Genomic DNA, 13,562 nt, shown 5'->3' on the forward strand with positions numbered 1-13,562 from the left:
GCCCCAGCGGGCGCGTGCACCACGCCCGTGTCCCCGGCCGGCGATGCCGCCGCCAGGAGGGACAGGCGGGTGCCGGCGCCCTACAGTTCGGCTTTGCCGGCCCGCCAGTAGCCCATGAACGCCACCTGTTTGCGGTCCACTCCCACGTCCCGGACCAGGTAACGGCGCAGCCCGCGGATGACCGCCGCCTCCCCCGCAATCCAGGCGTAGAACGGCCGGGTGGAACCGGCGGTGGTTTCCCACAGGATCACCTGGTCAATGTCCACTTCTTCGGGGTCCTCCCCCGTCGCCGGCGTCAGGCCGGCTCCGGGCACAACGACGGCGGCGCGCACCGCTTCGTCCAGCAGTTCGCCGTGCGGGCGGGCGCCCCGCGCCAGCCAGGAGATCTGCACGTCCGCCGCAGACCGGATGTCCTGGAAGTCCGCTGGGTCGGGGACCTCGAGCACGGCGTGGCCCGTCATGTGCTTCGGGAGGCTCTCCAGGATGGACGCGATGGCGGGAACGGCGGTTTCGTCGCCGGCGAGCAGCACGTGCGAAGCCAGCCCGGGCCGCCACTCAATGCCGCCGTAGCTCTTCGCCGTCGCGCAGTTGGCCGCCGCGGCGTTCGGGCCGATGATGGTGACCTCGTCGCCGGGGACGGCGGCGGCCGCCCAGCACGACGCCGGACCGCCGTTTCCGTCGGCGTCGAAATGCAGCACGAAGTCCACGTCCAGTTCGGGCCCCCGCCCGCCTTCCGCCGGCCGGAAGGCGCGGACGGTGTAGGTGCGCATGGAGCCGCGTCGGGCCGGGTCCATGGCCAGCCACTGCTGGTACCAGCCGCCGCCCAGTTCCACGGCGGTGTCCGTGTCGGCCGCCATGGTTTCCTGGTTGCCCGGCGTCACGGGAGGGGCCGGGCGCGCGGGCCCGCCGAATGCCGGCAGCGGCAGCGGACGCCCGTCGGCGCCGGTGGACGGGATCATCACCTTGATCCGCAGATCCAGCGTCGGCCCGTCCACGCCGAAACGGCGGAGCGACTCCCCGCAAAAGGTGACCCGCCGGTAGCTCGGCGAGATGTCCTCGACCCGGGCGACGGCTACGCCGAAGGCCAGCACCGGCACTACGGCGGATGTTTCAGTTGCTACGGCGGTCATCGTGCTCCGTTCTCCATGTCCGTTCCTTCGGCTGCGCGCCGGGTTTTCCTTCCGGCGCCGCCGGGCCCCTGTGCGGGCGGTTGTCGGCGCCGGCCGGCCTCGCTCACGCCGCGGGTTCTTCGTGCTTGAGGTCCGTCGTGGACAGGACCGGGTCGGCGTCGTCTTCGGCCGGGGCGGGCGCCGCGCAGTGGTGGCGGCCGACCGGAACCACCATCGGCGTTCCGGACACCGGGTCCGGGATCACCCGCGATTCCAGTCCGAACACCGTCTGCACCAGCTCCTCGGTGACCACCTGCGCGGGGGCGCCCTCGGCCACCACCCGGCCATCCTTCATCGCCACGAGCTGGTCGGCGTAGCGGGCGGCCAGGTTCAGGTCGTGCAGCACGATGGCCACGGAGGTGCCGCGGCGCCGGTTCAGGTCGGTGATCAGATCCAGCACCTCCACCTGGTGGGCCACGTCCAGGAACGTGGTCGGCTCATCCAGCAGCAGCACGTCGGTCTCCTGGGCCAGCGCCATCGCGATCCACACCCGCTGGCGCTGGCCGCCGGAGAGTTCGTCCACGTTCCGGTCGCCAAGTTCCAGGGTGTCGGTGGCCGCCAAGGCCGCGCTGACGGCGTCGTCGTCCTCCCGGGTCCACTGCCGGAACCAGCCCTGGTGCGGATACCGGCCGCGGCCCACCAGCTCCGCGACGGTGATTCCGTCGGGGGCCGCCGGGCTTTGCGGCAGCAGGCCCAGCACCTTCGCCACGTCGCGGGTGGACTGCCGGTGGATGTCCTTGCCGTCCAGCAGCACGGACCCGGCACCCGGCTTGAGCAGCCGCGCCAGCCCGCGCAGCAGCGTCGACTTGCCGCAGGCGTTCGCCCCGACGATGATCGTCACCTTGCCTTCCGGCAGCCGGACGGTGAGGTCCTGCACCACGGTGCGCTGGTCGTATGCCAGCGTCAGGTTGCGGGATTCGAGCGTGCGCACTTAGCCTCCTTGGCCTCGGCGGTTGGTGGTGACCAGCAGCCAGAGCAGGAACGGCGCGCCCAGCGCTCCGGTCACCACCCCGACCGGCAGCGAGGCGCCGTCGGTCAGATACATCGGGATGAGGTTGGCCGCGGCGAAGTCGGCGGCCAGCACGATCAGGGCGCCCACCAGCGCGGCCGCCGGCAGCGATGCCGCACCGCCCAGCAACCGGCGGGCAATCGGCCCGGACAGGAACGCGATGAACGCGACCGGACCTGCCGCCGCAGTGGCCACGGCGGCCAGCAGCACCCCCACCGTCATCAGGCTCAGCCGGGCCGGGGCCACCCGGACACCCAGCGCGGCAGCGGCGTCGTCGCCCATTTCCAGGCCGTGCAGGCTGCGCGCCAACAGTGCCACGGCCACGAACAGCACGGCCAGCCCGGCCACCAGGACCGTGGCCCGGTCCCAATTGCTGGAGTTCAGCGACCCGTTGAGCCAGACCAGCGCGCCCTGGGCTGTGCGGATATCCGTGCGGGTCAGCAGGTAGCTGACCAGCGCCTGCATCACCGCGGCGAAGCCGATGCCCACCAGGATCAGCCGCGAGCCGGCCGCCCCGGACACCGTGCTGGAGCGGTACGCAATCGCGTAGATTCCCCCCGCCACCACCAGCGCCCCGGCCATGGCGGCGGCGGAGACCGCGGCGCCGGCCGCGCCGAACACGACGATCGCGGTCACGGCGGAGGCGCTGGCCCCGTAGCTGATGCCGATGATGTCCGGGCTGGCCAGCGGGTTCCGCAGCATGGTCTGGAAAATGCTGCCGGCCAGGCCGAACGCGAGCCCGACCAGCACGCCAATCACGGCCCGCGGCAGTTTGTGCTCCATCACGATGAAGCTGGCCCCGGGGATTTGTTCGCCCGCCAGCAGCCGGAAGAAGTCCGGAATGGTCACGGTGTAGCTGCCCAGCAGGACGTTGACAAAAAACAGGACGACGACGATGCCAGCCAGGGCGGCGATGAGCGCCGCGCGCCGCCGGCTGCGTCGTCCGGCCCTGACGGAAGCCACGGCTCGCTGGCCGCCGCCTCCGCGGGTGCGGGGTAAATCTTCGAGTGCACCGTCCATATACCCTGCCCTCGACGATAAACCCTGCACTGGCCGGTCCGAAGCCTGGGGCATGGCGGCCTCGGGCATGGCGGCCTGGGGCATGGCTGCCTGGGGCGTGGCGGCCTCGGCAGCCTGCTGCGCCAATTCCGGGCGCTTTCCGCGCGGGGTGTCCACCTTGCTCACAGCCCGGCCGCCTTCCGCCGCCGGACCAGCCAGATGAACACGGGCGCGCCGATCACTGCGGTGGTGATGCCGGCTTCGATCTCGCCGGGCGGCGCAAGGAAGCGGCCGGCCACGTCGGCGCCGACCAGCAGCACGGGGGCCAGCACCATGGAGTAGGGCAGGATCCAGCGGTAGTCGGGTCCGGTCAGGGCGCGGACCATGTGCGGGATGATCAGGCCCACGAAGGCGATCGGGCCGGCGATGGCGGTCGCCGCGCCGCACAGGATCACGACGCCGAGCGCCGTGATGGCACGGGACAGGCCCACCTTTTGGCCCAGGCCCCGGGCCACGTCGTCGCCCAGCGACAAGTTGTTCAGGATCCTCCCGGTGAACAGCGTGACCACCAGTCCGACGGCGATGAACGGGGCCACCTGGCCGATCAGGTCCCAGCCGCGGCCGGCCACCGATCCCACCTGCCAGTAGCGGAACCCCTCCAGCGTGTCCTGGTTGGTCACCAGCACCGAGTACATCAGCGAGCTCAGCCCCGCGGACAGGGCGGCGCCGGCCAGCGCCAGCTTGATCGGGGTGGCGCCTTCCCGTCCCATGCTGGCCACCCCGTAGACCAGCACGGCAGCGAGCGCGGCGCCGGCGAACGCGAACCAGACGTAGCCGGAAAGTTGCGTCACGCCGAACAGGAAGATGCCCGCCACGACCGCGAGCGCGGCCCCGGCGTTCACGCCCAGGATGCCGGGATCGCCCAGCGGGTTGCGCGCCACGCCCTGCATGGCGGCGCCGGCGACGCCCAAGGCCGCTCCCACCAGCAGCCCGGTGACGGTCCGCGGGATGCGCGAGTGGACCACGGCGTGGTCTCCGTTGGCGGGGTCGAAGGCAGCGAAGGCCTGGATGAACGTCTCCACGCCGATGGGGCGCGCCCCGAGGGCCAGCGAGGCACAGCAGATCAGCGCCAGCACCACCAGGGCGGCCGGGATACCCACCAGCACCCTGCGCGGCAGCCGTGCCGCACCGGAAGCAGTGGAGGACGGCCTGCCGGTCCCGTTGGCGCCGCCCGAAGCGCGGCCAAGCCGAGGCCCGGGCCCCGGATGGGAAGGCGCCGTCGCCGCCGGATCAGCTGGCATGCGCATACCCCCTCGGGCCGGAAAAAGCGACTCAAGTAAGGCTAACCTATGTTCTCCGCGATTAAGAACCGCTTTCCTGCCCTAATTGCTGCCGGACCCGCACGCAGGCCGCGCGCCCGGACAGCGCGCGGCACCCGCCCGCATCACCCGCCCGCACACCCGTCGCCCGGCCGTCCCGTTCAGGGCGGGCTGCCGGGCATAATCGAGCCATGACGCATCCGATTGTCCTGCTGCACGGCTGGGCCTGCTCCGCCGGCTATTGGAAACCGCTGGCCGCCCGGCTCTCCGCCGGCGGCCGCGACGTCGCGGCCCCGGATCTTCCCGGCTACGGCAGCGGTCCGCCCGCCGGCTTCGACTGGACCGTGGAGAACGTCGCCGCGGCCCTGGTCGACCGCTTCGGCGGCGGGCCGGTGCACTGGGTCGGGCACTCCCTCGGCGGCAACATCGCCGCCACCATCGCGGCACGCTTTCCGCGGACGACGGCGTCGCTCACCGTGGTGGGGATGGTGCCGGTGCCGCCGTCGGCGGCAACCGTCGACAAGCTCAGCCGCCTGTTCGGCGGGGAATCTTCCGATCCGGCAGCGTACCTGGCCGCCGGCGAGGAGCTGATTCGCGCGTGGTTTAGCGGCGGCAACGAGCCGCAGGGCGCGGACCGCGTAACATTCCGGGCCCCCTTCAGGCGGCACCCCGACGTCGTGCGCCGCAGCCTGCCCGCGGGGCTGGCCGGGGCCGCACCCGAGGTCGCGGCACTGGTGGCCGCTCCCGCCCTCGTGGTGACCGGCACCCGCGATCCCACCCGGCCGCCTGCCGCGGTCGCGGACTTCCTGGCCCGGCACCCGCACTGGCACCACGTGGCCGTGCAGGACGCCGGGCACATGGTGCACTGGGAGCAGCCCGGCGCCTGCGCCGACGCGGTCCTGCGGCACGCGGAGTCCGCCGAGCGCGGCGCCTGACCCCGGCCGCGCGGGGCCCGGCCCTTCATCGAGGGCGCTAGGGCTGCTTGGCCGGATGCGTCTCCCGCTGGATGACCGGCATGATCTCGGTGGCCAGGAGTTCGATGGACCGGGCGGTGTCCGCGAACGGCAGCCCGCCAAGGCCCACCTGGGCCATGTAGCGGTCATGACCGAACAGTTGGTACTGCTCCATGATCTTGTCGATCACTTCCTGCGGGCTCCCGGCGAGCAGGCCGCCGCCCGGGCCGGCCCACGCTTCGAAGGTCTCGCGCGGGAAGTGTCCGGCCGGCCGCGGCATGTTCTGCTCGAAGTATGCGCGGTAGTACGGGTAGAACGTGTCGCGCGCCTGCTGCGAGGTCGGAGCCACGAAGAAGTGGCCGCCCGTTCCCACCGGCAGCGTGGCCGGGTCGTGCCCGTGCGCCGCGGCGGACTCACGGTAGTACTCAATGTGCCGGACGAAGTGCTGCGGACCGGAGAGCAGTGCCAGGTACAGCGGCAGCCCCAGGCGTCCGGCCCGCTCGAAGGAAGAAGGCGTGCCGCCCACGCCGACCCAGACCGGAAGCCTCTCTTGCAGCGGCCGCGGCGACACGTCCATGCCCCGGATGCTGTGATGGTAGGTGCCGTTCCAGGTCAGGTTCTCCTGTCCGCGGGCGGCCAGCAGCAACTGAAGCTTCTCTTCGAACAGTCCGTCATAGTCGGCCGTGTCGTACCCGAACAGCGGGTAGGACTCGGTGAAGGCGCCGCGGCCGGCAATGACCTCGGCGCGTCCGCCGGAGAGCAGATCCAGCGTGGCGAACTGCTCGAAGAGGCGCACCGGGTCCTGGGTGGACAGCACGGTCACCGCCGTGGCCAGACGCAGGTTGGTGGTCTCGCGGGCGATGGCAGCCAGGACGATTTCCGGCGCCGAAATGGCGAAGTCCTTGCGGTGGTGCTCGCCCAGCCCGAGGAACGAGATGCCCGCCTGGTCGGCAATCTTGGCCAGCTGGACCAGTTCCTCCAGGCGCTGGCGGGGCGACAGCGACTCCCCGCCCGGGCCGCGCGTTAATTCGCCGAAGGTAAAAATGCCGAAGTCCATGGTGCTCCCGGGGTTGCGTGCAATAACTAATTAGTTGAAGCTTCAGCTATTCGCAGTTATTCCCGTTCTCAAAATCCTCCCTCGGCAAAAGCGCTACCGGGCAGTAACATGAGGGGACAGCACAGGGCCTGGCGCCCGCAGGCCCGCGTCGAAGGGGACTGCCATGAGCGCCGAGACCGACCAGACAACTGCCGCCCGCACAGCCGCTGCCGGAACGAAGGCCGGGAACGCCGGCACGGCGCCCGACGCAGGACCATTGCCGGCCGAAGCAGGGACAGCCGGACCGGCCGAGACCGGCGAGCGCGAGGCGAGGGAACTCGCCGAGGCAGCCCGCGAAACCGAATGGAACCGGCCGAGTTTCGCCAAGGGCCTGTACATGGGCCGCTTCGACCTGGACCTGATCCATCCACATCCGCTGCCGGCTCCGTCCGAGCGCGAGGCCGGCGAAGCGTTTTTGGCGACGCTGGCGGAGTTCGCCCGGACCATGGACGGGGCGCGGATCGAGCGTGAGGCGAGAATCCCCGACGAGTACCTGGCCGGTCTGGCCGGGATCGGAGCGTTCGGCATCAAGATCCCGGTCGAATACGGCGGCCTCGGACTGTCGTTGCTGTACTACGGCCGCGCCCTGATGCTGCTGGGTTCCGTGCACCCCTCGCTCGGCGCGCTGCTCTCGGCCCACCAGTCCATTGGCGTGCCCGAGCCGGTGAAAGTCTTCGGCACCGAGGAGCAAAAGCGCGAATACCTGCCCCGCTGCGCGGCCGGCGCCGTGACGGCGTTCCTGCTGACCGAGCCCGACGTCGGCTCCGACCCTGCCCGCCTGGGCACCACCGCGACCCTCACCGAGGACGGCAACGCGTACCTGCTCAACGGCAGCAAGCTGTGGACCACGAACGGCGTGATCGCGGAACTGGTAGTGGTGATGGCCAAGGTGCCGGAGCATGACGGCCAGCGCGGCGGCATCTCCGCTTTCGTGGTGGAAGCGGATTCCCCCGGGATCACGGTGGAAAACCGCAACGCCTTCATGGGCCTGAGGGGCATCGAAAACGGCGTGACCCGGTTCGACAACGTCCGCGTCCCCGCAGCCAACCGCCTGGGCCGTGAAGGCCAGGGCCTGAAGATCGCCCTGACCACGCTGAATACCGGGCGCCTGTCCATTCCCGCGCTCTGCGCCGCGAACGGCAAGTGGTCCCTGAAGATCGCCCGCGAATGGTCCAATGCGCGGGTCCAGTGGGGCAAACCCGTGGGCAAGCACGAAGCGGTCGGCAAGAAGATCGCCTTCATCGCCGCGGGCTCCTTCGCTCTCGACGCGGTTTTTGAGCTGTCTGCCGGGCTCGCGGATGCCGGCATGAAGGACATCCGGATTGAAGCGGCGCTGGCCAAGCTGTGGTCCAGCGAATCCGCCTTCAGGATTGCCGACGAACTGGTCCAGATCCGCGGTGGCCGGGGTTACGAGACCGCCGCGTCTCTGGCTGCCCGCGGCGAGCGCGCCGTTCCGGCGGAACAAGCGTTCCGCGACATGCGGATCAACCGGATCTTCGAAGGCTCTACCGAAATCATGCACCTGCTGATTGCCCGCGAGGCCGTCGACGCCCACCTGGCCGCGGCCGGCGACCTGGCCTCGCCCGACGCAGACGCCCGGGCCAAGGCGAAGGCGGCCCTGAGCGCCAGCGGCTTCTACGCCAGCTGGCTTCCCCGGCTGCTCGCCGGCCGCGGCATGAACCCGCGGTCGTACAGCGAGTTCGGCCTGCTGGCCCGGCACCTGCGGTTCATCGAACGGTCCTCCCGCCGGCTGGCCCGGCAGACGTTCCTCGGGATGGGCCGGTGGCAGGCCGGGTTGGAAAAGCGGCAGGCCTTTTTGGGCAGGATCGTGGATATCGGCGCCGAACTCTTTGCCATGGCCGCCTGCTGCAGCCACGCCGAAATGCTGCGCAGCCGGGACGCCGCCCAGGGCAGGTCGGCCTACCAGCTGGCCGACGCCTTCTGCCTGCAGGCCCGGCAACGGATCGGCCACCTCTTCGATGACCTCTGGCGCAATTCCGACGCCAGCGACGGCCGGCTGGCCTCGCACGTGCTCGCGGGCGACTACACCTGGCTGGAAACCGGCGTGCTGGACCCGTCCGAGGGCACCGGACCGTGGATTTCCGGGCGCCCGGGCGGCGCCTCCGCCAAGGAAAACCTGCACCGCTCCTACCGCTGATTCCCCGTCTGGGGTCAGAGCAAGGGCCACACCCGGCGCTCCCTGTCGAAAACGTCCCAGGCCCGCGGCACCAGGCCCAGCGACACCTCGCACATCCGCCGCAGCTGCTGCATGCTCCCTGGGCGGAACTCCTCGGTCCCGGAGTCGCTGAACGGATCCGGGTACCGGACCCCCTGGGCGGATGCCCACTGAAGCCCGTGCGAATGTCCGCTGCAGAACTGCCAGACATACATCAACGACGGCGGCAGGTCCCCCTCCCGCAGGTCCTTCAGGATCGAAGTCTGCGTACGGTTCTTGGTGGCGTAGCCCCAGGAACCGTCGGCCTTGGCGGCGAAAATCGGCGGCAGCTGCAGCGACTCGGCGGCCTCGTTGACCGCGCCGCGGAGCCCGTCGAAGTAATCCATGGCCCGGGCATGCCGGTCCGGCCGCAGGTCGCCTAGATACGCATCCCAGAACGACGCGGCGTTGAAGACGTCGCGGGCAATGAGAACCAGGCCGCGCCGCGCCCGCTCCGTGCCTTCTTCCGGCTGGAGTGCCCACAGCACCGTGGAGGTGCATTCGATGACCGTCCGCACCAGCGAGTACGGCGAGTGCGTGTGCACCCGGTACGACGTTGTTCCGTGCTCCCCCGGTTCCTCGAACAGCAGCCGGCGCAGCGCCAGCACATTGTCCGTCGCCGCGGCCAAGGACTGGTTCAGCAGGCTGCTCACGCTGTGGACGGCGGCGAATCGATCGTCCAGCAGCGCCAGCGCGGACCCCTGCTCGACGGCGGCCCCGTCCCGCAGCAGCCATGGCTCAAGGTCGCGCAGCATCTGCAGGACGGCCAGGGCCGCGCGGCTCTCCGGATCCGCTCCGAAGACCGAGCGCACCGGGCCGCAGGAGGCACCGCCGTCGTCCATTGGGCCATGGTAGCGCCGCCCACCGCCGGGCCGCCCGCGGCACCGGCCCTCCAAGCTTGCGCGGTGGGCCGCCTGCGGCACCGGCCTTCCTAACCAGTGCGGCCGGAACGGCGTGCGCGGCCGGAACGGGCAGCAATCAGCAGCCCGGCGCCCGTCAGCGCGATGCCCACCAGCGTTTGCGGACCGACCGCGCTCCCCGCGGAGGGCCAGAAGAGATCCAATACCAGCGCACCCACCAGTTGCCCGCCGATCACCGTCAGGGTGGTCAGCAGCACGCCGGTGCTGGCCACCGCGACGGTGCCGGCGGCCAGGATCAGGGTTCCGAGCGGCCCGCCCAGGTACAACCACCAGTCGCCGGTGATCAGGTCGGTTCGCCCGGTCATCAGCGCCTGGGCCGCCCAGACCGCCAGCAACGCGGCCGTCCCTACCCCGAAGTTCAGCAGCGTGGAAATCACCGGGCTGCCGTGTGCCGCGCCCACCTGGCCGAGAACGCCTTGCTGCACGCTCTGCATCAACCCGGCCGCCAGCGGGATGAGCATGAACAGTACGAGCAGCCCCGTTGTCCTTGACGCTCCCAGGTGGGCGCTGGCGGCAATGAGCGAGGCTAGGAAAGCCAGCGCCGCGCCGGCGAACCTGGCACCGCTGACCGCGATTTTCCGTCCGGCCCCGATCCCCCACCGGTCCATCAGGAGGCCGGACGCCATTTGGCCGGACACAATGGCGATGGTGAACAGCGACAACCCGATCGGCCCGACGGTGGCCGCCTGGGCGAACACGTAGAAGGCGCCGACCAACCCGGCCCCCAGGTACCAGCGCGGATAGGCCCGCTGCCGCAGGATCCGGGGAACGGCACGCAGCTTGCCCCGCACCGACGGGTGCACCAGTGTGAAGAGCAGAACGGCCGCCAGCCCGGTACCGAAACTGACCAGGGCTGCTCCCACCTGGTCCCCCAGCTCGATGCCCAACTGGCTGTTGAGGCGGCTCTGCATGGCCAGTCCGACCCCTGCCAACAACGCCAGGAACAACGCGAGCGGCGCGGACATCCGGATGCCTTGGCGGTGCGCCACGTTCTGCCCGCCGGGCGGGGAGGCACCGCCACCGGGGTCTCGGGGAGAATCTGCGGGCCGGTCGGTGTGCACGTGCCGATGCTATCCCGGACGGCCAGGGAACCGCCGCACCGGACCACTTGACCTTGCCGCTGCGTCAAGCTCCATAGTGGTTGTCATGGGAACAGCACCGCAGGTTGGAGGGGGCGAATACTCGATCCAGGAGGTCGCCAAGGCGGCGGGAACAACCAGCAGGACCCTCCGGCATTACCAGGACATTGGCCTGCTTGAGCCCAGCCGCATCGGCCACAACGGCTACCGCTATTACGACGACGGAGCCCTCCTGCGGTTGCAGCGCATTTTGCTGCTGCGGGAGCTCGGGTTGGGGCTGCCGGAGATCGGCAAGGTGTTCGAGGGCACCCGGGACGCGTCGGCGGCCCTGCGGGGCCACCTGGAACTTCTCCTGCAGGAGCGCGACCGGCTGGAGCGGCAGATCGCCTCCGTCAAGACCACCATCGACAAGACGGAAAGGGGCGAGGATCTCGTGGCCAGTGAAATGTTCGACGGATTCGACCACACGCAGTACAAGCAGGAGGTCGAAGAGCGCTGGGGCAAGGATGCGTATGCCAAGGGCGACAAGTGGTGGCGCGGGATGTCCGACGCGGAGCGGAAGGCCTGGACGGAACGGTCCCGCCAGCTGATGGCCGACTGGGTCGCGGCCAGCCAGGCCGGGGTAGCCGCCGACAGCGCGGAGGCTCAGGCCCTGGCGCAGCGCCAGTTCGACTGGCTTTCCAGTGCCAACGGCGGCCAGCAGGTGTCCTACGGTTACTTCACCGGTCTGGGCGAGATGTACGTGGCCGACCCGCGGTTCGGCGCCAACTACGGCGGCGAGGCCGGCGCGTCTTTCGTGCGGGATGCCATGAAGGCCTACGCCGAGAGGCATTTGGCTTAGTGCCGGCCCCTGTCAGCCCAGGCTTGCGGTCGTCTTCCGGCACGCCTCGACGAAGGGCCTGAGCAGCGCCTGGAACTGCCCTTCGGGCGACCCGGGTTCTTCGGGGTGCCACTGGACCGCCAGCAGCCAGCCTTCATCGGGGCGGGCGAGTTCCAGGGCTTCCACCACGCCGTCGGCCGCAGTGGCCACGACGCGGAGCCGGTCACCCAACCGGCGCACGGCCTGGTGATGGCCGGACTGGACCGCGACTTCGCCGCTGCCGAGCGCCGCCGCCAGCAGGCTGCCGGGGGCAATCCGCACCGGATGGCTGGCCATGGGCGGCTGCGGCCGATGTATCTTGTGGAACGACTCCGGGCCCAGATCCTCAAAGAGGGTGCCGGCGAAGGCGACGTTGATCAACTGGAGTCCGCGGCAGATGCCGAGGACCGGCCGGCCGTTGGCAATAGCCCCCTTGACCAGGTCGATCTCGGTCTCGTCGGCGGCCGTGTCCACGCCGTGGACGGTTTTTTCGTCGGTGTCGCCGCCGTAGCGGGCCGGGTCCACGTCCCCGCCGCCCAGGATGACCACGCCGTCATAGTCGAGCGCGCTGAAGACGTGGCCCGACGCGGAATTCACGACGACGGGATCCGCGCCGGCGGCTTCCAGGCCTGCGGCCGCGTGCCGGGCCAGAGAGGCCAGGACGTCAGAGAACCAGGCGGGATGCGACGCGGCGTCCCGGGCGTAGCTGACGGCAATGCGGGGACGGCCGTCGTCATCCACCCCGCGGGACATGCTGCTAAGCGGGGTAGAGCGGGTTGTGGCCGGCGGTGACACGTTCGGATTCGCGCACCGGACCCGGTGCGGTGCCGTCCCCGAAGGGGCTGCCGCCGAGGGCCTCGCGGCCGTGATCGGTCAGCCAGCCGGAGAGCTCGGGGCCCTGCGGGACGATCCGGGTGGGATTGATGTCCTCGTGCACGATGTAATAGTGCTGCTTGATCTGCACGAAGTCGGTGGTGTCGCCGAAACCCGGGGTCTGGAAGAGGTCACGGGCGTAGCCCCATAGCGCGGGCATCTCGGTCAGCTTGTTCCGGTTGCACTTGAAGTGGCCGTGGTAGACGGCGTCGAAGCGGGCCAGCGTGGTGAAGAGGCGGACGTCGGCTTCGGTGATGGTGTCGCCCATCAGGTAGCGCCGGCTGGTGAGGCGCTCCTCGAGCCAATCCATAGCGGCCCAGAGCCGGTCGTAGGCGGCGTTGTAGGCTTCCTGCGAGCCGGCGAAACCGCAGCGGTAGACGCCATTGTTAACCTCGGTGTAGATGCGCTTGATGACCGGCTGCATTTCGTCGAGCTTGTCGGCCGGCAGCAGGTCCGGCGCGCCCTCGCGGTGGTGCTCCTTCCACTCGGTGGAGAAGTCCAGGGTCATCTGCGGGTAATCATTGGTGACGACGGCGCCGCTCGCCTCGTCCACGATGGCCGGCACGGTGATGCCGCGGGGGTAGTCCGGGAAGCGCTTGAAGTAATTCTCCTGCAGGCGCTCGGTGCCCAAAACCGGGTCCCGGCCGCCGGGGTCCAGGTCAAAGGTCCAGGAACGGGCATCGTGGGTGGGGCCGGGCAGGCCGAGCGAAATGGCGTCCTCAAGCCCGAGCAGGCGCCGGACGATGATGGCGCGATTGGCCCAGGGGCAGGCGCGGGCGGCGACCAGGCGGTAGCGGCCGGCCTCAACCGGCCAGGCTTTGGCGCCGTCGCCGAGGCCGCCGTTCGGGTTGCCGATGGTGCCGCCGGTCGGCCCGTCCGAGGCACGCACGGCATCGGGATCGGCCACGATCCGGTCCTCGATGTAGTTCGTGTCCCGGTCGAACTCTTCGCCGCTGTGGACGTAGGCGCCCTTGGTGCTGAACTCCGCCGTGTCGCTGCTCTGGCTCATGCCTCCACCATATCGGCCGGTCGGCCACCGCTGGCAAGGGTTCGCTGCCGGCCTAGCCTGCG

12 protein-coding genes are annotated in these 13,562 nt (G+C 70.4%); 3 read left to right on the forward strand and 9 right to left on the reverse strand.

The window, feature by feature from the left end:
* Window positions 1-80 precede the first annotated feature (80 nt).
* The 4 genes from AC5RWG_RS08065 to AC5RWG_RS08080 form a co-directional block, all read right to left on the reverse strand.
* A complete protein-coding gene (locus AC5RWG_RS08065) occupies window positions 81-1,130 on the reverse strand; it encodes a siderophore-interacting protein (RefSeq protein WP_494012912.1) in 1,050 nt (349 codons plus the stop codon).
* Between the two features lie 103 nt (window positions 1,131-1,233).
* A complete protein-coding gene (locus tag AC5RWG_RS08070) occupies window positions 1,234-2,100 on the reverse strand; it encodes an ABC transporter ATP-binding protein (protein ID WP_494012913.1) in 867 nt (288 codons plus the stop codon).
* A complete protein-coding gene (locus AC5RWG_RS08075) occupies window positions 2,101-3,198 on the reverse strand; it encodes a FecCD family ABC transporter permease (protein WP_494013011.1) in 1,098 nt (365 codons plus the stop codon).
* A gap of 161 nt (window positions 3,199-3,359) precedes the next feature.
* A complete protein-coding gene (locus AC5RWG_RS08080) occupies window positions 3,360-4,478 on the reverse strand; it encodes a FecCD family ABC transporter permease (protein WP_494012914.1) in 1,119 nt (372 codons plus the stop codon).
* A gap of 209 nt (window positions 4,479-4,687) precedes the next feature.
* Here AC5RWG_RS08080 and AC5RWG_RS08085 point away from each other — a divergent pair, with 209 nt between their 5' ends.
* Entirely contained in the window at window positions 4,688-5,431 is a 744-nt protein-coding gene (locus tag AC5RWG_RS08085; RefSeq protein WP_494012915.1) for an alpha/beta fold hydrolase, read from the forward strand.
* Window positions 5,432-5,468: 37 nt separating this feature from the next.
* Here AC5RWG_RS08085 and AC5RWG_RS08090 read toward each other — a convergent pair whose 3' ends face one another.
* Window positions 5,469-6,506: an LLM class flavin-dependent oxidoreductase gene (locus AC5RWG_RS08090; RefSeq protein ID WP_494012916.1), complete on the reverse strand. Its 1,038-nt coding sequence runs from the start codon at window positions 6,504-6,506 to the stop codon at window positions 5,469-5,471.
* Between the two features lie 163 nt (window positions 6,507-6,669).
* Here AC5RWG_RS08090 and AC5RWG_RS08095 point away from each other — a divergent pair, with 163 nt between their 5' ends.
* Complete coding sequence (locus tag AC5RWG_RS08095; RefSeq protein WP_494012917.1) at window positions 6,670-8,703, forward strand: acyl-CoA dehydrogenase family protein; 2,034 nt, start codon at window positions 6,670-6,672, stop codon at window positions 8,701-8,703.
* A 14-nt stretch (window positions 8,704-8,717) separates the two neighbouring features.
* On the opposite strand, the gene AC5RWG_RS08100 is transcribed toward AC5RWG_RS08095, so the two are convergent.
* Both AC5RWG_RS08100 and AC5RWG_RS08105 read right to left on the reverse strand, forming a co-directional pair.
* The gene (locus tag AC5RWG_RS08100) at window positions 8,718-9,602 is read right to left on the reverse strand and encodes a hypothetical protein (RefSeq protein ID WP_494012918.1); all 885 of its coding nucleotides are present in this window, start codon (window positions 9,600-9,602) and stop codon (window positions 8,718-8,720) included.
* Between the two features lie 89 nt (window positions 9,603-9,691).
* Complete coding sequence (locus tag AC5RWG_RS08105; protein WP_494012919.1) at window positions 9,692-10,741, reverse strand: DMT family transporter; 1,050 nt, start codon at window positions 10,739-10,741, stop codon at window positions 9,692-9,694.
* A gap of 85 nt (window positions 10,742-10,826) precedes the next feature.
* On the opposite strand from AC5RWG_RS08105, the gene AC5RWG_RS08110 reads away from it, so the two are divergent.
* Window positions 10,827-11,600 carry a MerR family transcriptional regulator gene (locus tag AC5RWG_RS08110; protein ID WP_494012920.1) on the forward strand — a complete coding sequence of 258 codons (774 nt, stop codon included), beginning with the start codon at window positions 10,827-10,829 and terminating at the stop codon, window positions 11,598-11,600.
* 12 nt (window positions 11,601-11,612) lie between these two features.
* On the opposite strand, the gene AC5RWG_RS08115 is transcribed toward AC5RWG_RS08110, so the two are convergent.
* Together AC5RWG_RS08115 and AC5RWG_RS08120 are read right to left on the reverse strand one after the other, a co-directional pair.
* Window positions 11,613-12,371, reverse strand: coding sequence for a gamma-glutamyl-gamma-aminobutyrate hydrolase family protein (locus tag AC5RWG_RS08115; RefSeq protein ID WP_494012921.1), 759 nt, complete (start codon window positions 12,369-12,371; stop codon window positions 11,613-11,615).
* 4 nt (window positions 12,372-12,375) lie between these two features.
* Complete coding sequence (locus AC5RWG_RS08120; RefSeq protein ID WP_494012922.1) at window positions 12,376-13,500, reverse strand: glutathione S-transferase family protein; 1,125 nt, start codon at window positions 13,498-13,500, stop codon at window positions 12,376-12,378.
* Window positions 13,501-13,562: the final 62 nt, after the last annotated feature.

Source organism: Arthrobacter sp. Y3221160 (genome assembly GCF_059092585.1).

Coding starts and splice junctions, on each gene's coding strand:
- AC5RWG_RS08065 (WP_494012912.1), bottom strand. CDS start 1,130: ATGACCGCCGTAGCAACTGAAACATCCGCCGTAGTGCCGGTGCTGGCC.
- AC5RWG_RS08075 (WP_494013011.1), bottom strand. CDS start 3,198: ATGGACGGTGCACTCGAAGATTTACCCCGCACCCGCGGAGGCGGCGGC.
- AC5RWG_RS08080 (WP_494012914.1), bottom strand. CDS start 4,478: ATGCCAGCTGATCCGGCGGCGACGGCGCCTTCCCATCCGGGGCCCGGG.
- AC5RWG_RS08085 (WP_494012915.1), top strand. CDS start 4,688: ATGACGCATCCGATTGTCCTGCTGCACGGCTGGGCCTGCTCCGCCGGC.
- AC5RWG_RS08090 (WP_494012916.1), bottom strand. CDS start 6,506: ATGGACTTCGGCATTTTTACCTTCGGCGAATTAACGCGCGGCCCGGGC.
- AC5RWG_RS08095 (WP_494012917.1), top strand. CDS start 6,670: ATGAGCGCCGAGACCGACCAGACAACTGCCGCCCGCACAGCCGCTGCC.
- AC5RWG_RS08100 (WP_494012918.1), bottom strand. CDS start 9,602: ATGGACGACGGCGGTGCCTCCTGCGGCCCGGTGCGCTCGGTCTTCGGA.
- AC5RWG_RS08110 (WP_494012920.1), top strand. CDS start 10,827: ATGGGAACAGCACCGCAGGTTGGAGGGGGCGAATACTCGATCCAGGAG.
- AC5RWG_RS08115 (WP_494012921.1), bottom strand. CDS start 12,371: ATGTCCCGCGGGGTGGATGACGACGGCCGTCCCCGCATTGCCGTCAGC.
- AC5RWG_RS08120 (WP_494012922.1), bottom strand. CDS start 13,500: ATGAGCCAGAGCAGCGACACGGCGGAGTTCAGCACCAAGGGCGCCTAC.